This window comes from Streptomyces sp. NPDC003456 (genome assembly GCF_042878735.1).
Lineage (GTDB): Bacteria > Actinomycetota > Actinomycetes > Streptomycetales > Streptomycetaceae > Streptomyces.
In genome coordinates, this window is the sequence record NZ_JBIAOK010000003.1 from 76,077 (window position 1) to 97,579 (window position 21,503).

The 21,503-nt window shown below is 71.8% G+C and carries 17 protein-coding genes; 16 read left to right on the top strand and 1 reads right to left on the bottom strand.

Going from position 1 to position 21,503, the window contains the following annotated elements; all coding sequences use genetic code 11:
- The first annotated feature begins 170 nt into the window (after positions 1 to 170).
- The 10 genes from ACFYWG_RS11350 (at position 171) to ACFYWG_RS11395 (ending at position 13,674) form a co-directional block, all read left to right on the top strand.
- Positions 171 to 2,363 (top strand): bifunctional polysaccharide deacetylase/glycosyltransferase family 2 protein, encoded by a 2,193-nt coding sequence (locus ACFYWG_RS11350; protein ID WP_383510025.1) that lies wholly within the window; start codon positions 171 to 173, stop codon positions 2,361 to 2,363.
- Positions 2,360 to 3,583 carry an acyltransferase family protein gene (locus ACFYWG_RS11355; RefSeq protein WP_389200839.1) on the top strand — a complete coding sequence of 408 codons (1,224 nt, stop codon included), beginning with the start codon at positions 2,360 to 2,362 and terminating at the stop codon, positions 3,581 to 3,583. Before ACFYWG_RS11350 ends, ACFYWG_RS11355 begins: the two co-directional genes overlap by 4 nt.
- A gap of 232 nt (positions 3,584 to 3,815) precedes the next feature.
- Complete coding sequence (locus ACFYWG_RS11360; RefSeq protein ID WP_376333299.1) at positions 3,816 to 5,201, top strand: nitrate/nitrite transporter; 1,386 nt, start codon at positions 3,816 to 3,818, stop codon at positions 5,199 to 5,201.
- A gap of 117 nt (positions 5,202 to 5,318) precedes the next feature.
- Positions 5,319 to 6,470: a uroporphyrinogen-III synthase gene (locus tag ACFYWG_RS11365; protein ID WP_385420517.1), complete on the top strand. Its 1,152-nt coding sequence runs from the start codon at positions 5,319 to 5,321 to the stop codon at positions 6,468 to 6,470.
- Positions 6,471 to 6,628: 158 nt separating this feature from the next.
- Positions 6,629 to 7,222 (top strand): CGNR zinc finger domain-containing protein, encoded by a 594-nt coding sequence (locus ACFYWG_RS11370; protein WP_376333304.1) that lies wholly within the window; start codon positions 6,629 to 6,631, stop codon positions 7,220 to 7,222.
- Between the two features lie 353 nt (positions 7,223 to 7,575).
- The gene (locus ACFYWG_RS11375) at positions 7,576 to 8,097 is read left to right on the top strand and encodes a sigma-70 family RNA polymerase sigma factor (RefSeq protein ID WP_019056398.1); all 522 of its coding nucleotides are present in this window, start codon (positions 7,576 to 7,578) and stop codon (positions 8,095 to 8,097) included.
- Entirely contained in the window at positions 8,097 to 8,927 is an 831-nt protein-coding gene (locus ACFYWG_RS11380) for an anti-sigma factor family protein (protein WP_376333307.1), read from the top strand. Before ACFYWG_RS11375 ends, ACFYWG_RS11380 begins: the two co-directional genes overlap by 1 nt.
- 60 nt (positions 8,928 to 8,987) lie before the next feature.
- Positions 8,988 to 11,273 (top strand): HelD family protein, encoded by a 2,286-nt coding sequence (locus ACFYWG_RS11385; RefSeq protein ID WP_389200842.1) that lies wholly within the window; start codon positions 8,988 to 8,990, stop codon positions 11,271 to 11,273.
- 331 nt (positions 11,274 to 11,604) lie between these two features.
- Positions 11,605 to 13,038: an NAD-dependent malic enzyme gene (locus tag ACFYWG_RS11390; protein WP_383510011.1), complete on the top strand. Its 1,434-nt coding sequence runs from the start codon at positions 11,605 to 11,607 to the stop codon at positions 13,036 to 13,038.
- Between the two features lie 354 nt (positions 13,039 to 13,392).
- Positions 13,393 to 13,674 carry an HU family DNA-binding protein gene (locus ACFYWG_RS11395; RefSeq protein WP_003990598.1) on the top strand — a complete coding sequence of 94 codons (282 nt, stop codon included), beginning with the start codon at positions 13,393 to 13,395 and terminating at the stop codon, positions 13,672 to 13,674.
- Between the two features lie 159 nt (positions 13,675 to 13,833).
- On the opposite strand, the gene murA is transcribed toward ACFYWG_RS11395, so the two are convergent.
- Complete coding sequence (murA, locus tag ACFYWG_RS11400) at positions 13,834 to 15,174, bottom strand: UDP-N-acetylglucosamine 1-carboxyvinyltransferase (RefSeq protein WP_376333313.1); 1,341 nt, start codon at positions 15,172 to 15,174, stop codon at positions 13,834 to 13,836.
- Positions 15,175 to 15,426: 252 nt separating this feature from the next.
- Between murA and ACFYWG_RS11405 the strand changes: the two genes are divergently transcribed.
- From ACFYWG_RS11405 to ACFYWG_RS11430, 6 genes are all read left to right on the top strand, one after another.
- Complete coding sequence (locus tag ACFYWG_RS11405; protein WP_333933620.1) at positions 15,427 to 15,999, top strand: YqgE/AlgH family protein; 573 nt, start codon at positions 15,427 to 15,429, stop codon at positions 15,997 to 15,999.
- Positions 16,000 to 16,028: 29 nt separating this feature from the next.
- A complete protein-coding gene (locus ACFYWG_RS11410) occupies positions 16,029 to 16,310 on the top strand; it encodes a DUF3039 domain-containing protein (protein WP_333933618.1) in 282 nt (93 codons plus the stop codon).
- 211 nt (positions 16,311 to 16,521) lie between these two features.
- Entirely contained in the window at positions 16,522 to 17,820 is a 1,299-nt protein-coding gene (locus ACFYWG_RS11415; RefSeq protein WP_383504395.1) for an extracellular solute-binding protein, read from the top strand.
- Positions 17,821 to 17,825: 5 nt separating this feature from the next.
- On the top strand, positions 17,826 to 18,956 hold the full coding sequence (locus ACFYWG_RS11420; RefSeq protein WP_389200846.1) for a carbohydrate ABC transporter permease: 1,131 nt from the start codon (positions 17,826 to 17,828) through the stop codon (positions 18,954 to 18,956).
- Positions 18,953 to 19,798 carry a carbohydrate ABC transporter permease gene (locus ACFYWG_RS11425; RefSeq protein WP_389200848.1) on the top strand — a complete coding sequence of 282 codons (846 nt, stop codon included), beginning with the start codon at positions 18,953 to 18,955 and terminating at the stop codon, positions 19,796 to 19,798. Before ACFYWG_RS11420 ends, ACFYWG_RS11425 begins: the two co-directional genes overlap by 4 nt.
- A 1-nt stretch (position 19,799) precedes the next feature.
- Positions 19,800 to 21,422, top strand: a complete 1,623-nt coding sequence (locus ACFYWG_RS11430; RefSeq protein ID WP_389200850.1) for a beta-N-acetylhexosaminidase — start codon at positions 19,800 to 19,802, stop codon at positions 21,420 to 21,422.
- Positions 21,423 to 21,503 lie beyond the last annotated feature (81 nt).

The window sequence follows — 21,503 nt, forward strand, 5'->3', positions numbered from 1 at the left end:
CCCGTCGATCGCCGGCAGCCGGGAACCGCGTCTCCGCCCGCACCCAGGGCGGCCCGCCGGGGCAGCGGCCGTCCGTCGTACGGCCGTTCCGGTGTCTCCGCCCGCTGCACGCTCCAGCCCGACCCGTCCCCGTACCACTTCCTCCCGCACCACCCGGAGTACCACCACCCATGGCTTTCCGTACCCGCCGATCCGGGCCCGCCTCCCGCAGCCGCGGGGGTCCCGGGCGCCGGCGTCTGCCCATGCGCCTGCTGCTGCCCCTGCTCCTCCTGGTCGCCCTGATGGCGATGCTCATGCTGCGCGGATACGTGCGCAGCGAGATCCTCGCCGACCACCGGGTCGGACCACCCGCCGCCAACGACCGGGTGCCGAAGGACATCCTGGAGGGCGGACCGGTCATCGACACCCGCGGCGACAAGCCCACCAGCCTCGATCTGCCCGACCGCGAGCTGGTGCTGACCTTCGACGACGGGCCGGACCCCCTCTGGACGCCCCGGGTCCTGGACGTGCTGAAGAAGCACGACGCCCACGCCGTCTTCTTCATCACCGGCACCATGGCCTCCCGCCACCCGGACCTGGTGCAGCGCATCGTCGACGAGGGCCACGAGATCGGGCTGCACACCTTCAACCACCCCGATCTGGCGCTGCACGACAAGAGCCGCGTCGACTGGGAGCTGTCGCAGAACCAGCTCGCGCTCGCCGGCGCCGCCGGCATCCGCACCTCGCTGTTCCGGCCGCCCTACTCCTCGTTCGCGCACAACATGGACAACAACTCCTGGCCGGTCACCGAGTACATCGGCAGCAAGGGCTACCTCACGGTCGTCAACAACAGCGACAGCGAGGACTGGCGCCGGCCCGGGGTCGACAAGATCATCAGCAACGCCACGCCGGAGGACGGCAAGGGCGCCATCGTGCTGATGCACGACTCCGGCGGTGACCGCTCCCAGACCGTGGCCGCCCTCGACCGGTACATCTCCGGGCTGCAGGCCCGCGGCTACACCTTCCACACGCTCACCGCCGCCCTGGACGCGCCCAGCGCGCACACCCCGGTCACCGGACTGGACGCGCTGAAGGGCGAGGCGTGGGTGTTCCTGGTGCAGGCGTCCGAGCACACGACGGAGGTCCTCGTCGTGGGCCTGGCCGTCGTCGGCGTCCTGGTCTTCGCCCGCCTCGGGCTGATGCTGATCCTGTCCGTCGCGCACGCCCGCCGGGTCCGGCGGCGCGGCTTCCGCTGGGGCGAGCCCGTCACCGAACCGGTCTCCGTGCTCGTGCCCGCCTACAACGAGGCCAAGTGCATCGAGCAGACCGTCCGGTCGCTGGTGGCCAGTGACCACCCCGTCGAGATCCTGGTCGTGGACGACGGCTCCAGCGACGGCACCGCCCGCATCGTGGAGAACCTGAACCTGCCCGGCGTGCGCGTGGTCCGGCAGCTCAACGCGGGCAAGCCCGCCGCCCTGAACCGGGGCATCGCCAACGCCACGCACGACCTGATCGTGATGATGGACGGCGACACCGTCTTCGAGCCGACCACCGTGGGCGAACTGGTGCAGCCCTTCGGCGATCCGCGCGTCGGCGCCGTCGCCGGCAACGCCAAGGTCGGCAACCGGGACTCGCTCATCGGCGCCTGGCAGCACATCGAGTACGTCATGGGCTTCAACCTCGACCGGCGCATGTACGACGTGCTGCGCTGCATGCCCACGATCCCCGGCGCGGTGGGCGCGTTCCGTCGCAGCGCACTGGAGCGCGTCGGCGGCATGAGCGACGACACGCTCGCCGAGGACACCGACATCACCATGGCGCTGCACCGCGACGGCTGGCACGTCGTCTACGCGGAGAAGGCCGTCGCCTGGACCGAGGCACCCGAGTCGGTCCAGCAGCTGTGGTCCCAGCGCTACCGCTGGTCGTACGGCACGATGCAGGCGATCTGGAAGCACCGCGGGGCCCTGTTCGACCGGGGCCACTCGGGCCGCTTCGGCCGGGTCGGCCTGCCGCTGGTGTCGCTGTTCATGGTGGTGGCGCCGCTGCTGGCCCCGCTGATCGACGTGTTCCTGCTGTACGGGCTGGTGTTCGGCCCGACCGAGAAGACCATCGGCGCCTGGTTCGGCGTCCTCGCCGTGCAAGGGGTGTGCGCGGCCTACGCGTTCCACCTGGACAAGGAACGCATGGTCCACCTCGTCTCGCTCCCGCTCCAGCAACTCCTCTACCGCCAGCTCATGTACGTCGTGCTGCTCCAGTCCTGGATCACGGCCCTCACCGGCGGCCGGCTGCGCTGGCAGAAGCTGCGCCGCACCGGAGCCGTCGGCCTGCCGGCACCCGGCACCGGCACCCCGCAGCAGCCGGCGGAGAAGAGGCCGGTCGGGTGAGCACGCACACCACCTCCGCCCCCGAGGCGGCGCCCGCCGCGCCGGCCCCCGCCCGCACCCCCGTGCGCGACCGGTACTTCGACCTGCTGCGGGCCCTCGCGCTGTTCCGGGTCGTGCTCTACCACCTGACCGGCTGGGCCTGGCTGCCGCTGGTGTTCCCCTCCATGGGCGTGATGTTCGCGCTCGCCGGCACCCTCACGGCCCGCTCGCTGAAGCGCCCGGCCCTGCAGGTGATCCGCGGCCGGCTGCGCCGGCTGCTGCCCCCGCTGTGGCTGCTGGGTGTCGTCGGCGTCACCGGCATGGTCCTTCAGGGCTGGGGCCCGGGCGACGAGGGGCACCCCGGCTGGTGGTGGCTGCACCTCACCTTCTGGATCGTCCCGTTCAGCGACCCGCCCTACGCCGAGGGCCTGCCCGGGGTGCACGGCTTGATCGGCGAGAACTGGGCCGCCGAGCTGGCCGGGCCGCTGTGGTACATCCGCGCCTACCTCTGGTACGTCCTGCTGTCCCCGCTGCTGCTGAAGGCTCTGCGCGCCCTGCCCGCCGTCACGATCCTCATGCCGGTCGCCCTGGCGGTGGCCTTCGAGCACAGCTGGCTCGTGCTGCCCGGCGAGCGGGTGCCCTCCGCGCTGACCGACTTCTCCACCTTCGGCGCCTGCTGGATCCTCGGCATGGCCCACCAGGAGGGCATCCTGAAACGGCTGCCTCGCTACGTCGTCCCCTCGGTGGCGCCGGTGATCGCCCTGACCGGCCTCTGGTACGCGCTGCGCCACGGCTTCGGCCCCGGCAACGACCTGGACGCCCTGCCCCTGGCCCAGGCCCTGTGGTCCTTCGGCACGGTGCTGGTGCTGCTGCACGTCAGCCCGTCCTGGTCGCAGTGGCCGCGCCGGCTGCGCGCCTTCGCCGGCACGATCACCTGGCTCAACTCCCGGGCGGTCACGATCTACCTCTGGCACAACACCTGCATCCTCGTCGCCGCGACCCTCTGGGACCGGCTGTGGGGCTTCCCGGTGCTGGAGGAGAACGTGCCGGGACTGCTGGAGAGCGTCTGGCCGGTGCTGGTCCTGGTGTGGGTGCTGATCGGCTGCTGCGTCCTCGCCTTCGGCTGGGTGGAGGACCTGGCCGCGAAGCAGCGCCCCCGGCTGTGGCCCACGGGTGGGGAGCGGGCCGGGAGCCGCGGCCGCGGGCGGGGGAGCCGCAGGCGTTCGGCGACGGCCGGCTGAACCGCGACGGGGCGGGGCGGCCAGGCGTCCGGCCCGCCCCGCCGCCACCGGGGTGGGGAACACCGCCCGGGCCGTGCACAGGGGGGCACAGCACCTCTCATCCCGCCCGCGCCCGGGGTGAGAGCAACGTTCCCTGCCGGTCACCGGGTGCCACAGACAGGAAACGCGTCCTCCCTACCTTCGGGACCAGTCACTCGAGCACGAGCGAGCCCCGGAGCACAGTGGAGGCGTCATGACAGTCCCTGACACGGCACCCGCACCCCCGAGCAGGGGCGGACGCTGGATCCGGCACTGGGATCCGGAGAACGAGACGTTCTGGAAGGAGACGGGGGAGAAGGTCGCCCGCCGCAACCTCGTCTTCTCCGTGCTCTCCGAGCACATCGGCTTCTCGGTCTGGACCCTGTGGTCCGTGCTGGTGCTGTTCATGGGCCCGGAGTACGGCCTGACCCCGGCCGACAAGTTCCTGCTGACGTCGATGGTCACCCTGGTCGGCGCCGTCGTCCGCGTCCCCTACACCTTCGCCGTCGCCATCTTCGGCGGACGGAACTGGACGATCGTCTCCGCGGCCATGCTGCTGATCCCGACCGTCGCCGCGTTCGCGGTGATGGAACCGGGCACCTCCTTCTCCACCTTCCTGCTCGTCGGCCTCCTCGCCGGGGTCGGCGGCGGCAACTTCGCCTCCTCCATGACCAACATCAACGCCTTCTTCCCGCTGCGGAAGAAGGGCTGGGCGCTCGGCCTGAACGCGGGCGGCGGCAACATCGGCGTGCCGGTGGCGCAGATCGTGGCACTGGGCATCATCGGCGCCGGCGGCGGCCCGCGCGTGCTGCTCGGCATCTACATCCCGCTGATCGTCGTGGCCGCCGTGCTGGCCGCGCTGTTCATGGACAACCTGGAGCACGTCAGGAACGACACCGGGGCCGCGAAGGACGCCGCCCGGGACGGCCACACCTGGATCATGTCCGTCCTCTACATCGGCACGTTCGGCTCCTTCATCGGCTACAGCTTCGCCTTCGGCCAGGTCCTGACGAACCAGTTCGGCCGCACCCCGCTGCAGGCCGCCTACGTCACCTTCCTCGGGCCGCTGCTCGGCTCGCTGATCCGCCCCGTGGGCGGGCGGCTCGCGGACCGGTTCGGCGGGGCGCGGATCAGCCTGTACAACTACGTCGCCATGGCCGCTGCGACGGCGGTCCTCGTCGGGGCCTCCATGGCGAAGTCGCTCACGCTGTTCACCGGGGCGTTCGTGGTGCTGTTCGTGCTCAGCGGGCTCGGCAACGGCTCGACCTTCAAGATGATCCCGGGCATCTTCCAGAACAAGGCGCTGGCCCAGGGGCTGACCGGCGAGGAGGCGGCGGCGTACGGGCGGCGGCTGTCCGGGGCGTCGATGGGACTGATCGGCGCGGTGGGCGCGCTCGGCGGCGTCGGCATCAACCTCGCCTTCCGCCAGTCCTTCCTCTCCTACGGCTCCGGCACCGGCGCCTTCGTCGCCTTCCTGGCCTTCTACGCCGTCTGCTTCCTGATCACCTGGGCCGTATACCTTCGCCGCACGGCTCCCCGGGTACCCGTCACCGCGACGGCCTCGGAGGCGAAGCCCCAGCTCAGCTACGCCGACGTGTGACGTAACACCGGCGACATCGCGCCGAACCGGGCCTGTCACGAGCCGTTGACAGGCTCGACCGGCATGCAGGTACGCCGTACCGGCGCAGTACGACGACTCGAGTGCGGAACGAGAGCCATGGACGAGGAAGAACAGCGACCGGACCACGGTCCCCTGGCCGGTTTCACCGTGGGCGTCACGGCCGCGCGCCGGGCCGACGAGCTCGGGGCGCTGCTGCGGCGCCGCGGGGCCGCCGTCCTGCACGCCCCGGCCCTGCGGATCGTGCCCCTCGCCGACGACAGCGAACTGCTGGCCGCGACCAAGGACATCATCCGCCAGGCACCGGACATCGCGGTCGCCACGACCGCGATCGGCTTCCGCGGCTGGGTGGAGGCGGCGGACGGCTGGGGTCTGGGTGAGGACCTGCTCTCCCGGCTGGGCGGCGTACGGATCCTGGCGCGCGGGCCGAAGGTCAAGGGCGCGGTGCGGGCGGCCGGGCTGACCGAGGAGTGGTCGCCGTCGTCGGAGTCCATGGCCGAGGTGCTGGACCGGCTGCTGGAGGAGGGCGTCGAGGGGCTGCGCATCGCCGTCCAGCTGCACGGGGAGCCGCTGCCCGGGTTCGTGGAGGCGCTGCGGGTGGGCGGGGCCGAGGTCGTCGGCGTGCCGGTCTACCGCTGGATGCCCCCGGAGGACATCGCCCCGGTCGACCGCCTGCTGGACGCGGCCGTCGCCCGGGGGGTGGACGCCGTGACGTTCACCAGCGCGCCGGCCGCGGCCTCCCTCCTGTCGCGCGCGGAGGAACGCGGCCTGCTCACCGACCTCCTCGCGGCCCTCGGCCACGACGTCCTGCCCGCCTGCGTGGGACCGGTCACGGCCCTGCCGCTGCAGGCACGCGGCGTCGACACGGTCCAGCCGGAGCGCTTCCGGCTCGGTCCGCTCGTGCAGCTCCTCTGCCAGGAACTGCCCGGCCGGGCGCGCGCGCTGCCCGTCGCCGGGCACCGGGTGGAGATCCGCGGCCACGCCGTCCTGGTCGACGGCGACCTCAGGCCCGTCCCGCCGGCCGGCATGTCCCTGCTGCGCGCCCTCGCCCGGCGCCCCGGCTGGGTCGTGGCCCGCTCCGACCTGCTGCGCGCCCTGCCCGGCTCCGGCCGTGACGAGCACGCGGTGGAGACGGCCATGGCCCGTCTGCGCACGGCCCTCGGCACGCCGAAGCTGATCCAGACGGTGGTCAAGCGCGGCTACCGGCTGGCCCTGGACCCGGCGGCGGAGACCAAGTACGCGGACGGGTGAGTGGCCGGGCACCGCGTGGCGCGGCACGGGCCGGGCCGGGGGCCGTACGCCGCCCCCGCCGGAGGTCTTTCCGGCGGGCTCCGGGGCAGGCACTGTAAGAGGGACCGGTTTCCCGGCCCTCTCACTGGCGCTCACCGACCCTAGGCGGTGACAGGCACATGGCATCGGGTACGGCCACGGCCCCCTACGAGCTGCGCTTCGACGCCGGGCGGATCTGCCTCGATCTGCTCTCCACCACGCACCCGGAGGAGCGGCTGCACTCCGTGGACGTGCTGCGCGCCTGGATCACCGGCTCCGGGCTCGTCCCGGCCGGGACCCCGCTGGACCAGGCGGACGCCGGCTGGCCCCCGGCCTTCCGCGAACTGCGCGACCAGATCGACCGGTTGGTCCGCGGCCGTCCCGGCTCGGGCGTCAGCACCTACGACTTCGCGCTCGCCCGCGTCAACGACCTGGCCCGCACCGCGCCCCCGGCCCCGCGCGCGGTGCGCGACCCGGAGGACGGGCTCGTGCGGCGGCTGGAGTCACCGCCCGCCTGCGCCGCCCTGCTCGCGGTGGTCGCCCGGGACGCCGTGGACCTGCTGACCGACCCGGTCGCCCGCGCGGCGCTGCGGCAGTGCGAAGGGGACAACTGCCCCATCGTGTATCTGGACACTTCGCGGGGGCGCAGGAGGCGGTGGTGCTCCAGCGAGGTCTGCGGGAACCGCGAGCGTGTCGCCCGGCACCGGCGCCGCGCGGCACTGGCCCGCCCGTGAAACGGAATTGAGTGGTCCGTGCACTCAATTTCCCTGTCCTAATTGCCACTTCTGCGCGTGCGCACCCGAAGTGATTCGGGACACATACCGTTTACCTACGCTCCCGTAGGGATAAGCAGGCGCGATCTTGCCCGTGTGGCGGAAATGTAAAGAACGAGGGGTGGGAATGTGCACCCATGTCCCCCTCCGTCACGTCACCCGGAAGAAAACTGTCACCTCGCTTTGAACACCCAACGCCTCTTCTGCGTACGGCTTGTCGAGCGACCGACTGGGGGAACCCCCGGACATCGGAGGTGGGCGTGCGCAAGGATTCCGTCGTGGCCAATGAACGAGCACCGAGGGCCCGACATCGCATGTCCCAGTCCTCGGAACCCGACGAGGAGCTGATGCGTGCGCTCTACCGCGAACACGCCGGACCCCTGCTGGCATACGTCCTGCGCCTGGTCGCCGGAGACCGGCAGCGCGCCGAGGACGTGGTGCAGGAGACGCTCATCCGTGCCTGGAAGAACGCCGGTCAGCTCAACCGGGCGACCGGTTCGGTACGCCCCTGGCTGGTGACGGTCGCCCGGCGCATCGTCATCGACGGCCACCGCAGCCGGCAGGCCCGGCCGCAGGAGGTCGACCCGTCGCCGCTGGAGGTCATCCCCGCGGAGGACGAGATCGACAAGGCGCTGTGGCTGATGACTCTGTCGGACGCACTCGACGACCTGACCCCCGCTCACCGGGAGGTGCTCGTCGAGACGTACTTCAAGGGGCGTACCGTCAATGAGGCGGCCGAGACTTTGGGCATACCCAGCGGCACGGTCCGCTCCAGGGTGTTCTACGCCCTGCGTTCGATGAAGCTGGCACTGGAGGAGCGGGGGGTGACGGCGTGATGGGTGTTTACGGGGGTAACCAAGGGTTCGGTACGGGAGGCATGGGTATGTCTGGCCCCATGCAGGAATCTCCGGTGCCGAACGAGCACGAGACCGTCGGCGCGTACGCCCTCGGCATCCTCGACGACGCCGAAGCAACCGCTTTCGAGTCCCACCTCGCCACCTGCGAGTGGTGCGCCCAGCAGCTCGACGAGCTGGCCGGCATGGAGCCGATGCTCGCCGCCCTCGCCGACCTGCCCGGCTCCGGGAGCACCCCAGCGATCGGCGACTCGCTCTCCGCGAAGCCCCGGCCCCGCCTGGTCGAGAAGCTGGTCGACGAGGTCGCCGACCGCCGCGCGCAGAAGCGCCGGCGCAGCTTCTACATGGTGGCCGCGGCCGGTGCGCTCATCGTCGGCGGTCCCTTCGTCGCGGTCGCGACCAGCGGCGGTGACGGCGGCGGCGGTGCGCAGAACCGCCCGCTCGCGGCGAGCCCCGCCAAGGCGGCCTTCGACGGGATCTCCGACAAGATCACGGCCACCGACCCGACCACCAAGGTCACCGCGACGGTCGCCCTCCAGAAGAAGGACTGGGGCACCGGGACGGTCACGGAGCTGAAGAACGTCAAGGGCCCGCTCAAGTGCGCCCTGGTCGCCGTCGGCAAGAACGGCGAGCGGGAGACGCTGGCCTCCTGGTCCGTGCCGGAGTGGGGCTACGGCCTGCCCGACGCCACGACCGAGAAGGCCAAGCAGCCCCTGTACGTCCAGGGCGGTGCCGCCTTCCAGCCGAACGACATCGACCACTTCGAGGTCGTGACCTTCGACGGCAAGCGGCTCGTCGAGGTCGACGCGTAGCATTGCCGGGTCCCCCTGGCGTACGGTGGACGGCTGCCCAGCACGTCAGAAGGGGACCCGGTGGCCGCTCAGGCTCAGCAGGAATCCGCGCTCGACTCCCTCAGAGACAGGGAGATCGGCGTCGAACAGCAACACCTGGACCGGGTGTACCGGCGCCTCGAGGAGAAGATCCACGAGGCGGAGTTCCTCATGCACGACGCCGCCCGGCGCGGCCAGGTCGGCACACCCGGCGCCCTGGCCGAGCGGGACGCGCAGGTCTTCCGCGCGGGCATCCACCTCAACCGGCTCAACAACGAGTTCGAGGACTTCCTCTTCGGGCGGATCGACCTGCTGCGCGGCAAGGACGGCAAGAAGGGGCCCGACGGCGCCTACACCGCCGTCGAGCCCGCCGAGGGAGCGGTCCGCGAGGACGGCACCGCCGACATCGCCGAGACCCTGCACATCGGCCGCATCGGCGTCCTCGACGCCGACTACGCGCCGCTGGTCATCGACTGGCGCGCCCCCGCCGCCGCCCCCTTCTACCGCTCCACCCCGGTCGACCCCGGCCGGGTCGTGCGCCGCCGGGTCATCCGCTCCAAGGGCCGCAAGGTGCTGGGCGTCGAGGACGACCTGATGCGTCCCGAGCTGACGGCGTACCTCGACGGCGAGGAACTGCCCGCTCTCGGCGACGGCGCCCTCATGGCCGCGCTCGGCCAGGCCCGCAGCCACACCATGCGCGACATCGTCGCCTCCATCCAGGCCGAGCAGGACCTGGTCATCCGCGCCCCCGCCGCCTCCGTCACCTACGTCGAGGGCGGCCCCGGCACCGGCAAGACCGCCGTCGCCCTGCACCGCGCCGCCTACCTCCTCTACCAGGACCGGCGCCGGTACGCGGGCGGCATCCTCATCGTCTCGCCCACCCCGCTGCTCGTCGCCTACACCGAGGGCGTGCTGCCCTCCCTCGGCGAGGAGGGCCAGGTCGCCATCCGGGCCATCGGCTCCCTGGTCGAGGGCGCCGAGGCCACGCTCTACGACTCCCCGTCCGTGGCCCGCGCCAAGGGCTCCTCGCGCATGCTGAAGGTGCTGCGCAAGGCCGCCCGCGGCGCCCTGGAAGGCAGCGACCGCCCCGACCGCCTGCGCGTGGTCGCCTTCGGCCGCCGCCTGGAGCTGGAGGCCGGGGACCTCGCGGGCATCCGCCGGGCCGCCCTCGGCGGCACCGCCCCCGTCAACCTGCTGCGCCCGCGCGCCCGCAAGCTGCTGCTGGACGCCCTGTGGGAGCGCTCCGGCGCGGCCGGGCGGCACACCGACCCGGAGCTGGCGGCCGAGCTGCGCTCCTCCTTCGACGAGGACATCACCTCCGAGGACGCCTTCATCGCCTTCCTCGACGCCTGGTGGCCCGAGCTGACCCCGGCCGCCGTCCTGGACGCCATGGCCGACGAGCGGCGCCTGGGCCGCTGGGCCCGGCGCGTCCTCAACCCCGGCGAGGTCCGCAAGGTCGCCCGCTCCCTCAGGCGCGAGGGCCGGTCCGTGCACGACGTCGCCCTGCTCGACGAGCTCCAGGCGATCCTCGGCGCCCCCGCCCGCCCCCGCAGGCGGCGCGAACTCGACCCGCTGGACCAGCTCACCGGCCTGGAGGAGCTGATGCCGGTGCGCGAGGAGTCGCAGCGCGAACGCGCCGAGCGCCTGGCGCAGGAGCGCACCGAGTACGCCCACGTCATCGTCGACGAGGCGCAGGACCTCACGCCGATGCAGTGGCGCATGGTGGGCCGCCGCGGCCGGCACGCCACCTGGACGGTCGTCGGCGACCCGGCCCAGTCCTCCTGGTCCGACCCCGACGAGGCCGCCGAGGCGCGCGACGAGGCCCTGGGCACCCGCCCGCGCCGCCGCTTCGAGCTCACCGTCAACTACCGCAACCCGGCCGAGATCGCCGAGCTGGCCGCGAAGGTCCTCGCCCTCGCCATGCCCGGCTCCGTCTCCCCGAAGGCGGTCCGCTCCACCGGCGTGGAACCGCGCTTCGCGGTCGCCGGCCACGCCCTCGGCGACAGCGTCCGCGCCGAGGCCGCGCGGCTGCTGGAGCGGGTCGACGGCACGGTCGGCGTGGTGGTCGCGATGAACCGCCGCGAGGAGGCCCGCCGCTGGCTGGCCGGACTCGGCGACCGGGTGGTGGCCCTCGGCAGCCTGGAGGCCAAGGGCCTGGAGTACGACGCGACGGTCGTGGTCTCCCCGGCGGAGATCGCCGACGAGTCCCCGGCCGGGCTGCGTGTGCTGTACGTCGCACTGACCCGCGCCACCCAGCAGCTCACGGTCGTGTCGGCCGAACGGGACGAGCCCGACGCGGCCGGAATCCCGGATCTGCTGAGGGACTGACGGGGGTTACCCACCTATCGGCGAAATGAACTACCGATACGGGAATGGCCTTGCGGGATCTGTTTGTTAGCCTGGACGTGGCACCGGCTCGATCCAAGCCCCCGGGCCCAACCTTCGTCGCTACGAGCGACCACTTGCCGCGAGGCGAGCATGGCGGGTCGGTGCCACCCAATCGGTAAGAGACCCACGTCCGCGTGACGTGGGTCTCTTTTTGCGCGCCCGCCCCGCGAACAAAACGTACGCAACAAGGCCCGGCTACCCGCTACCGAGCGGTAGGTGCGACGATCGGACGGCACAAAACAGCGTCAGGTGAAAGCAGAGGAAGTCGGCCATGGCAACGGCGCCCAGCGTCTCCTACTCGATGACGGTCCGGCTGGAGGTGCCCGCGAGCGGAACGGCCGTCTCGCAGCTCACCACCGCCGTGGAGTCCTCCGGAGGCTCGGTGACCGGCCTCGACGTCACCGCTTCCGGCCACGAGAAGCTCCGGATCGACGTCACCATCGCGGCGACCTCCACCTCGCACGCCGACGAGATCGTCGAGAAGCTGCGCGGCATCGAGGGCGTCACGCTCGGCAAGGTCTCCGACCGGACCTTCCTCATGCACCTCGGCGGCAAGATCGAGATGGCGTCCAAGCACCCCATCCGCAACCGCGACGACCTGTCCATGGTCTACACGCCCGGCGTGGCCCGCGTCTGCATGGCCATCGCCGAGAACCCCGAGGACGCCCGCCGCCTCACCATCAAGCGCAACTCCGTTGCGGTCGTGACGGACGGCTCCGCGGTGCTGGGCCTGGGCAACATCGGCCCGAAGGCCGCGCTGCCCGTCATGGAGGGCAAGGCGGCCCTCTTCAAGCGTTTCGCCGGCATCGACGCCTGGCCGATCTGCCTCGACACCCAGGACACCGACGCCATCGTCGAGATCGTCAAGGCCATCGCCCCCGGCTTCGCGGGCATCAACCTCGAGGACATCTCCGCCCCGCGCTGCTTCGAGATCGAGGCCCGCCTGCGCGAGGCCCTCGACATCCCCGTCTTCCACGACGACCAGCACGGCACCGCGATCGTCGTCCTCGCCGCGCTGACCAACGCGCTGCGCGTCGCCGGCAAGGCGATCGAGGACATCCGGGTCGTCATGTCCGGCGCCGGCGCCGCCGGTACGGCGATCCTGAAGCTGCTGCTCGCCGCGGGCGTCAAGAACGCCGTCGTGGCCGACATCCACGGGGTCGTGCACGCCGGCCGCGAGGACCTGGTGGACGCCGCCCCGGACTCGGCGCTGCGCTGGATCGCCGACAACACCAACCCCGAGGGCCTCACCGGCACCCTGAAGGAGGCGGTGCGCGGCGCCGACGTCTTCATCGGCGTCTCCGCCCCGAACGTGCTGGACGGAACCGACGTGGCCGCCATGGCCGAGGGGGCCATCGTGTTCGCGCTCGCGAACCCGGACCCGGAGGTCGACCCGGCGATCGCCCGTCAGACGGCCGCCGTCGTCGCCACGGGCCGTTCCGACTTCCCGAACCAGATCAACAACGTGCTGGTCTTCCCGGGCGTCTTCCGCGGTCTGCTGGACGCGCAGTCCCGCACCGTCAACACGGAGATGATGCTCGCCGCCGCCAAGGCCCTGGCCGACGTGGTGACCGAGGACGAGCTGAACCCGAACTACATCATCCCCAGCGTCTTCAACGACAAGGTCGCCGGCGCGGTCGCCGGGGCCGTGCGCCAGGCCGCCAAGGCCGCGGGCGCGTCGGCGGGCAGTACGTCCGGCGTCTGACGGCGCACCCGGGGGGCGCTGCCGCGGTCCGGGGGCGGCGCGCCCCTGGACGCGGCGCGCCCCCGGACTGTGAGTAACCCCACGGCCGCCCGGGGAGCGGCGCGTCGCACGATCCCCGTCAGCAGCGGAGTTATCGTGGCGCCAGGCTCAGGCCCTCTTTTCGTGTGACTCCCAAGGGTGTTCCCACGACTCCTGCGGGTGCCGGATTGGCTTTCCCGCCGCAGGTAGAGGCAGGATGCGTCTCTGGGCGCGAGGGTCTGACGACGGACCCGGGTCCGGGGACTCATGGAGGACCCTGGCAGCATCGGCTTCGATCTGACGCCTCAACGGCAAGATGAACACGGGAGTAACAACATGAACCGCAGTGAGCTGGTGGCCGCGCTGGCCGACCGCGCCGAGGTGACCCGCAAGGACGCCGACGCCGTGCTGGCCGCGTTCGCCGACGTCGTCGGCGACATCGTCTCCAAGGGCGACGAGAAGGTCACCATCCCCGGCTTCCTGACCTTCGAGCGCACGCACCGTGCCGCTCGCACCGCCCGCAACCCGCAGACCGGCGAGCCCATCCAGATCCCCGCCGGCTACAGCGTGAAGGTCTCCGCGGGCTCGAAGCTCAAGGAAGCGGCCAAGGGCAAGTAGGCGTTCCGTCGCGAGCGCCGTGGGCGACTGCGGACCGGCTGCGGCCGGTCGCGCAGTTCCCCGCGCCCTCTGAGGGCGTGGGACCACCGAGAGCCGCATGACAACGCCGAGGGGCGGCCACCTGGACTCCAGGTGGCCGCCCCTCGGCGTTGCGGCGCTCTAGCCGAGCGCCTTGCCCGGCAGTTCGACCTTGGCGCCGAGCTCGACGAGCTTCTCCATGAAGTTCTCGTAGCCGCGGTTGATCAGGCCGATGCCGTGGACCCGGGACGTGCCCTGGGCCGCGAGAGCCGCGATGAGGTACGAGAAGCCGCCGCGCAGGTCGGGGATGACCAGGTCGGCGCCCTGCAGCTTGGTGGGGCCGGAGACGACCGCCGAGTGCAGGAAGTTGCGCTGGCCGAAGCGGCAGTTCGAGCCGCCCAGGCACTCGCGGTAGAGCTGGATGTGCGCGCCCATCTGGTTCAGCGCGGACGTGAAGCCGAGGCGGGACTCGTAGACCGTCTCGTGGATGATGGACAGGCCCGTGGCCTGGGTCAGCGCGACCACCAGCGGCTGCTGCCAGTCGGTCTGGAAGCCCGGGTGGACGTCCGTCTCCAGCGCGATGGACTTCAGCTGCCCGCCGGGGTGCCAGAAGCGGATGCCCTCGTCGTCGATCTCGAAGGCACCGCCCACCTTCCGGTAGGTGTTCAGGAACGTCATCATCGAGCGCTGCTGCGCGCCGCGGACGTAGATGTTGCCCTCGGTCGCCAGCGCCGCCGACGCCCAGGACGCCGCTTCCAGGCGGTCCGGCAGGGCGCGGTGGTTGTAGCCGCCGAGCTGGTCCACACCCGTGATGCGGATCGTCCGGTCGGTGTCCATCGCGATGATGGCGCCCATCTTCTGCAGGACGCAGATGAGGTCCTCGATCTCCGGCTCGACGGCCGCGTTCGAGAGCTCGGTGACGCCCTCGGCGAGGACGGCCGTCAGCAGCACCTGCTCGGTCGCGCCGACGGACGGGTAGGGCAGCTGGATCTTGGTGCCGCGCAGCCGCCGCGGCGCCTCCAGGTACTGGCCGTCCGCCCGCTTCTCGATCTTCGCGCCGAACTGCCGCAGCACCTCGAAGTGGAAGTCGATGGGCCGGCCGCCGATGTCGCAGCCGCCGAGGCCGGGGATGAACGCGTGGCCGAGGCGGTGCAGCAGGGGACCGCAGAACAGGATCGGGATACGGCTGGAACCGGCGTGGGCATCGATGTCGGCGACGTTGGCGCTCTCCACGCGCGTCGGGTCCATCACCAGTTCGCCGGGCTCCTCACCCGGACGGACCGTCACACCGTGCAGCTGCAGCAGACCCCGCACCACCCGCACGTCGCGGATGTCCGGGACATTGCGCAGCCGGCTCGGAGCGCTGCCGAGCAGCGCTGCGACCATGGCCTTCGGTACGAGATTCTTCGCACCGCGGACACGGATCTCGCCCTCCAGCGGGGTTCCGCCGTGGACAAGCAGGACATCGTCGTTGACGGTCATGAATCTCGCGTTCCATGGAGTCGGGCAGGGGCCAGGAGGGAAAGGGTAATCGCCCTTGACCCCCCTTCTGTAAGCCCGAGGAGGACCCAGCCGCGTCATAGGTGTGTCACAACACGAACCGTTCCGTGCCGGCCACGAGCAGTCACGATCACATCCGTGCGCGCGGGATGCACCGGTGCGCCCTGAGCTGCGCTGCCTCCCGGTGCCGCATCCGCTCCCCACGGGGAGGCAAGATGCGGGATCATGTCTGGCATGACCGAGGTGTCCTCGCTCACAGGGCGGTTGCTCGTGGCCACCCCCGCCCTGGCGGACCCGAACTTCGACCGCGCGGTGGTGCTGCTCCTCGACCACGACGAGGAGGGTTCCCTCGGTGTCGTCCTCAACCGCCCCACCCCGGTGGACGTGGGCGACATCCTGGACGGCTGGGGAGACCTCGCCGTCGAGCCCGGGGTGGTCTTCCAGGGCGGCCCGGTTTCCCTGGACTCGGCCCTCGGAGTCGCGGTCGTCCCGGGCGGCGCCTCCGGCGAGGCCGCCCCGCTCGGCTGGCGCCGGGTGCACGGCGCGATCGGGCTGGTCGACCTGGAGGCCCCGCCGGAGCTGCTGGCCTCCGCCCTCGGCTCCCTGCGGATCTTCGCCGGCTACGCCGGCTGGGGCCCGGGCCAGCTGGAGGACGAGCTGGTCGAGGGTGCCTGGTACGTGGTCGAGTCGGAGCCCGGCGACGTCTCCAGTCCGTCGCCCGAGCGGCTGTGGCGCGAGGTGCTGCGGCGCCAGCGCAGCGACCTGGCGATGGTCGCCACGTATCCGGACGACCCGTCGCTCAACTGATGCGTGTGACCTTCAGTACCCTTGGGCCTATGAGCACTCTCGAGCCCGAGCGCGGGACTGGTACGGGGACCCTCGTAGAGCCGACGCCGCAGACCTCCTCCGGTGACGGTGACCACGAGCGCTTCGCCCACTACGTCCAGAAGGACAAGATCATGGCGAGCGCGCTCGACGGCACCCCCGTCGTGGCGCTGTGCGGCAAGGTCTGGGTGCCGGGCCGCGATCCGAAGAAGTACCCGGTGTGTCCCATGTGCAAGGAGATCTACGAGTCCATGGGCTCCGGCGGCGACGACAAGGGCAAGGGCGACAAGTAGCCCCGGTCTTCCGGCGGTAAGGCCCCCGAGGTGCGTTTTGCGCGCCCTGGGGGCCTTTGTGCTGCCCGGGCGTTGCACGGGGTGCGTCCGCCGGTCACAGAGTGGTTGAGACCTCTTGTGGGCGTGTTCATGAAGTACCTAGCCTCCCAGGTGTTGTGCACAGCGAAACTGTCATTGCGCATGTTGCAACACTCTCGCGGAGGAGCACTGCATGAAGCTGTCCGTCCGTATCGCCGGCCTCGCCGCGCTCGCGGCCCTCGCGGCCGGTGCCTGCGCGCCCCAGACCTCAGACAACGCCTCCTCCGACAAGGACGACAAGAGCGGCACCCTGCGCGTGTGGCTCTTCCAGGAGGTCGGCAACGCCCCCAAGGAGAAGGTCGTCGACGCGGTCGTCGCCGACTTCGAGAAGACGCACGAGGGCACGCGGGTCGACGTCGAGTACATCCCCGTCGAGACCCGCGCCCAGCGCGTCAAGGCCGCCTTCAACGACCCGTCCTCCGCGCCCGACGTGATGGAGTTCGGCAACACCGACACCGCCGGCTACGTGAAGGACGGCGGACTCCTCGACGTCACCGGTGAGTTCGGCGCCTGGAAGGAGACCGAGGACACCGACCCCACCGCGAGGCAGTCGGTCACGGTGGACGGCAAGGTCTACGGCGCCCCGCTGTACGTCGGCGTCCGCGCCCTGTACTACCGCACGGACGTCTTCGCTGAACTCGGCCTGAAGCCGCCGAAGTCGATGGCCGAGCTGGCCTCCACCGCCCGCGAGATCCGCGCCGCGAAGCCCGGGCTGTACGGCCTGGCCGTCGGCGGCGCCTACACCTACGGCGCGATGCCCTTCGTGTGGGCCCACGGCGGCGAACTCGCCGACGGCAAGGCCGGTTCGTACGCCTCCGGGATCGACAGCCCCGCGGCGCGCAAGGGCATCAAGGCATACACCTCCCTGTTCGGCGACGACAACTGCCCGGCGGCCAAGTGCGCGGGCATGGGCGGCAACGACACGGTCACGGCGTTCGCCGCGGGCAAGGCGGGCATGGCGATCGGCGGCGACTTCAGCCATGCCGCCGTCGAGGCGGGCAAGGTCAAGGGCAAGTACGCCGTCGTCCCGCTGCCCGGGGTGAAGCCGGGCTCGATCGCCCCGGCGTTCGCGGGCGGCAACAACATCGGTGTCCTGAAGAGCACCTCCCACCGCACGCTCGCCGTGGACCTGATGAAGCAGCTCGCCGGCAAGGAGACCCAGAGCGCGCTCTTCGACGCGATGGGCTTCCTGCCCACCTTCACGGACGTCCGCCGGCAGGCCGCCGCCGAGGAGCCGTTCGTGAAGCCGTTCGTGCGGACCCTGTCGGCCGGCACCGAGTTCGTGCCCGCCTCGCCCGCGTGGGCGCAGATCGACTCCTCCCTCGTCCTGCCGACGATGTTCCAGGAGATCGTCAGCGGCAGGAAGGACGTCGCCAAGGCCTCCGCCGACGCCGCGAAGAAGATGAACACCGCGTTCGGCTCCGCGGGGTGACCCGGATGAACGACCGCACGGCGAGCGGCCCGGCGGGCGGCCCGGCGGGAGTGGCGGGCGGCTCGGCGGGAGTGGCGAGCGGCCCGGCGGGAGCGGCGGACGGCCCTGCCGGGGGGACGGACGGCTCGGGGCCGGGGTCTTCCACCGGCGCCGGCGGGTCCGGGCCGGCCCCCGGCAGGGTGCCCGCCGCCCGCACGGGCCGCGGCGGGTCCGGGCGCACCGGGTCCGCGCGGCGGGGCGGGGCGGGGAGCACCGGGCGGGTCTCCGGTGGCTGGACGCCGTGGCTGTACCTCGCCCCCGCGCTCGTCGTGCTGGGCGGACTGCTGGTCTACCCGATCTACCAGCTCGGCCTGATCTCCCTCTTCGAGTACACCCAGGCCCAGGTCAGCGGCGGCGAGCCGGCCACCTTCCAGGGCTTCGGCAACTACGCCGCGCTGGCCGGCGACCCGCAGTTCTGGCAGGTCCTGCTCGCCACCGTGCTGTTCGCGGCGGCCTGTGTCGTCTCCACCCTCGCCGTCGGCTGCGCCCTGGCCGTGCTGCTCACCCGCGTACGGGCCGTGCCCCGGCTCGCGCTGATGCTGGCCGCGATGGGCGCCTGGGCGACCCCGGCCGTGACCGGCTCCACGGTCTGGCTGTTCCTCTTCGACCCGGACTTCGGCCCGGTCAACCGGGTGCTGGGCCTCGGCGACCACTCCTGGACGTACGGCCGCCTCAGCGCCTTCTTCCTGGTGCTGCTCGAAGTGGTCTGGTGCTCCTTCCCGTTCGTGATGGTCACCGTCTACGCGGGCATCCGCGCCGTCCCCGGCGAGGTGCTGGAGGCCGCCTCCCTGGACGGGGCCTCGCAGTGGCGGATCTGGCGGTCCGTGCTCGCCCCGATGCTCCGGCCGATCCTGGTCGTCGTCACCATCCAGTCGGTCATCTGGGACTTCAAGGTCTTCACCCAGATCTACGTCATGACGGGCGGGGGCGGCATCGCCGGCCAGAACCTCGTCCTCAACGTCTACGCCTACCAGCAGGCGTTCGCGTCCTCGCAGTACGGCCTCGGCTCCGCGATCGGCGTCGTGATGCTGCTGATCCTGCTCGCCGTCACGCTGGGTTACCTGCGGCTGCTGCGCCGGCAGGGGGAGGAACTGTGAACCGTGCACGCGCCCTGGTGCGCCGGCCCGGGCGGACGGCCGGCGAGGCCTCGGCCCTGCTGATCGCCGTCGTCGTCGCGTTCCCGCTGTACTGGATGGTGCTCAGCGCCTTCAAACCGGCCGGGGAGATCGAGTCGGGCGAGCCCCGGCCATGGACCCTCGCGCCCTCCCTGGACTCCTTCCGCAGGGTCCTCGGGCAGCAGGAGTTCGGCCGCTACTTCCTCAACAGCCTCCTGGTCGCCGGGTGCGTGGTGCTCGCCTCCGCGCTGATCGCGTTCCTCGCCGCGACCGCCGTGACGCGGTTCCGGTTCCGGATGCGCACCACCTTGCTGATCATGTTCCTGGTGGCGCAGATGGTGCCGGTGGAGGCCCTCACGATCCCCCTGTTCTTCCTCATGCGGGACGCCGGCCTGCTGAACACCCTGGGGTCGCTGATCCTGCCCCACATCGCCTTCTCGCTGCCGTTCGCGATCTGGATGCTGCGCGGGTTCGTGAAGGCCGTCCCCGAGGCGCTGGAGGAGGCCGCGTACATCGACGGGGCGAGCCGGGCGCGCTTCCTCTGGCAGATCCTCTTCCCGCTCGTCCTGCCCGGGCTCGTCGCCACCAGCGTGTTCTCGTTCATCTCCGCCTGGAACGACTTCCTGTTCGCCAAGTCGTTCATCATCAGCGACACGTCGCAGTCGACCCTGCCGATGGCGCTGCTGGTGTTCTACAAGCCGGACGACCCGGACTGGGGCGGCGTCATGGCCGGCTCCACCGTGATGACGATCCCCGTGCTGGTCTTCTTCGTACTCGTACAGCGGCGCCTGGTCTCCGGACTGGGCGGCGCGGTGAAGGACTGACATGAGCGACCTGATCCCGGCTCCGCGCAGCACCGCCCCGGGTGGCGGCGAGGTGCGGCTGACGCCGGACTCCCGCCTGCACGCCGACGCGCCCGCCGAGGGCGTCGCACGCCTGCTGGGCGCCGCTCTCCGCCAGGCCACCGGCCTGCCGCTGCGCGAGGGGGACGGCACCGGCGCGACCGCGGACGACATCCGGCTGGGGCTGCGCCCGGGGCTCGGTCCCGAGGAGTACCGCCTCGTCAGCGGCCCCGACGGCGTCCTCGTCGAGGGCGGCGACCCGGCGGGAGTCCTGTGGGGCGCCCAGACGCTGCGTCAACTGCTCGGCCCCGACGCCTACCGCCGGGCCCCCGTCCGCCGCGACCGCGCGTGGGCCGTGCCGCACGTGACGGTCGAGGACGCCCCGCGCTTCCGCTGGCGCGGGCTCATGCTCGACGTCGCCCGGCACTTCATGCCCAAGGACGGCGTCCTGCGCTACCTCGACCTGATGGCGGCGCACAAACTCAACGTCTTCCACTTCCACCTGACGGACGACCAGGGCTGGCGCGTCGAGATCCGGCGCCATCCGCGGCTCACCGCGACCGGCTCCTGGCGGGCACGGACCAAAACCGGCCACCGGGCCTCGCCGCTGTGGGAGGACAAACCGCACGGCGGCTACTACACCCAGGACGACATCCGCGAGATCGTCGCCTACGCCGCCGAGCGGCACATCACCGTCGTCCCCGAGATCGACGTGCCCGGACACTCGCAGGCCGCCATCGCCGCCTACCCGGAACTCGGCAACACCGACGTCGTCGACACCACCGCCCTCTCCGTCTGGGACACCTGGGGCGTCAACCCGAACGTACTCGCCCCCACCGACACCACCCTGCGCTTCTACGAGGGCGTCCTCGAAGAGGTGCTGGAGCTGTTCCCCTCGGAGTTCGTCCACATCGGCGGCGACGAGTGCCCCAAGGACCAGTGGCGGCGCTCCGCCACCGCCCAGGCGCGCATCAGGGAACTCGGGCTCGCCGACGAGGACGCGCTCCAGTCCTGGTTCATCGGGCACTTCTACGCGTGGCTGACCGCGCGCGGGCGGCGGCTGATCGGCTGGGACGAGATCCTGGAGGGCGGTCTGGCGCAGGGCGCGGCCGTGTCGTCCTGGCGGGGCTACGCCGGGGGCGTCGCAGCCGCCCGCGCGGGCCACGACGTCGTCATGTGCCCCGAGCAGCAGGTGTACCTGGACCACCGTCAGGCCCCGGGCCCCGAGGAGCCGGTACCGATCGGGTGGGTGCGCACGCTGGAGGACGTCTACCGGTTCGAGCCCGTCCCCCCGGAGCTGACGCCCGAGGAGGCCCGGCACGTCCTGGGCACCCAGGCCAACCTGTGGACGGAGGTGATGGAGGACCAGGGGCGCGTCGACTACCAGGCGTTCCCCCGGCTCGCGGCCTTCGCGGAGGTCGCCTGGAGCGCCCTGCCGGCCCCGGCGGAACGGGACTTCGCCGCCTTCGAACGCCGGATGGCCGCCCACTACCGGCGCCTGGACGCCCTGGGCGTCGCCTACCGGCCGCCCACCGGTCCGCTGCCCTGGCAGCAGCGCCCCGGAGTGCTGGGCCGCCCGGCCGACGGCACCCCGCCCGACCGGTAACAGTCCGTCACGCCGACCGGACAGGTCGAACAGGCCCCGGAAAAAGCGCACAAGGGTCACCGAAAGTGCCAATCGGCACGC

What these genes read in the sequence shown, in the direction of transcription:
- ACFYWG_RS11405 (WP_333933620.1), top strand. Translation starts at nt 15,427, where the DNA reads ATGACCGAGGTGTCCTCGCTCACAGGGCGGTTGCTCGTGGCCACCCCC.
- ACFYWG_RS11430 (WP_389200850.1), top strand. Translation starts at nt 19,800, where the DNA reads ATGAGCGACCTGATCCCGGCTCCGCGCAGCACCGCCCCGGGTGGCGGC.
- ACFYWG_RS11395 (WP_003990598.1), top strand. Translation starts at nt 13,393, where the DNA reads ATGAACCGCAGTGAGCTGGTGGCCGCGCTGGCCGACCGCGCCGAGGTG.
- ACFYWG_RS11380 (WP_376333307.1), top strand. Translation starts at nt 8,097, where the DNA reads ATGGGTGTTTACGGGGGTAACCAAGGGTTCGGTACGGGAGGCATGGGT.
- ACFYWG_RS11375 (WP_019056398.1), top strand. Translation starts at nt 7,576, where the DNA reads ATGTCCCAGTCCTCGGAACCCGACGAGGAGCTGATGCGTGCGCTCTAC.
- ACFYWG_RS11365 (WP_385420517.1), top strand. Translation starts at nt 5,319, where the DNA reads ATGGACGAGGAAGAACAGCGACCGGACCACGGTCCCCTGGCCGGTTTC.
- murA (WP_376333313.1), bottom strand. Translation starts at nt 15,174, where the DNA reads ATGACCGTCAACGACGATGTCCTGCTTGTCCACGGCGGAACCCCGCTG.
- ACFYWG_RS11370 (WP_376333304.1), top strand. Translation starts at nt 6,629, where the DNA reads ATGGCATCGGGTACGGCCACGGCCCCCTACGAGCTGCGCTTCGACGCC.
- ACFYWG_RS11350 (WP_383510025.1), top strand. Translation starts at nt 171, where the DNA reads ATGGCTTTCCGTACCCGCCGATCCGGGCCCGCCTCCCGCAGCCGCGGG.
- ACFYWG_RS11420 (WP_389200846.1), top strand. Translation starts at nt 17,826, where the DNA reads ATGAACGACCGCACGGCGAGCGGCCCGGCGGGCGGCCCGGCGGGAGTG.
- ACFYWG_RS11410 (WP_333933618.1), top strand. Translation starts at nt 16,029, where the DNA reads ATGAGCACTCTCGAGCCCGAGCGCGGGACTGGTACGGGGACCCTCGTA.
- ACFYWG_RS11360 (WP_376333299.1), top strand. Translation starts at nt 3,816, where the DNA reads ATGACAGTCCCTGACACGGCACCCGCACCCCCGAGCAGGGGCGGACGC.
- ACFYWG_RS11390 (WP_383510011.1), top strand. Translation starts at nt 11,605, where the DNA reads ATGGCAACGGCGCCCAGCGTCTCCTACTCGATGACGGTCCGGCTGGAG.
- ACFYWG_RS11415 (WP_383504395.1), top strand. Translation starts at nt 16,522, where the DNA reads ATGAAGCTGTCCGTCCGTATCGCCGGCCTCGCCGCGCTCGCGGCCCTC.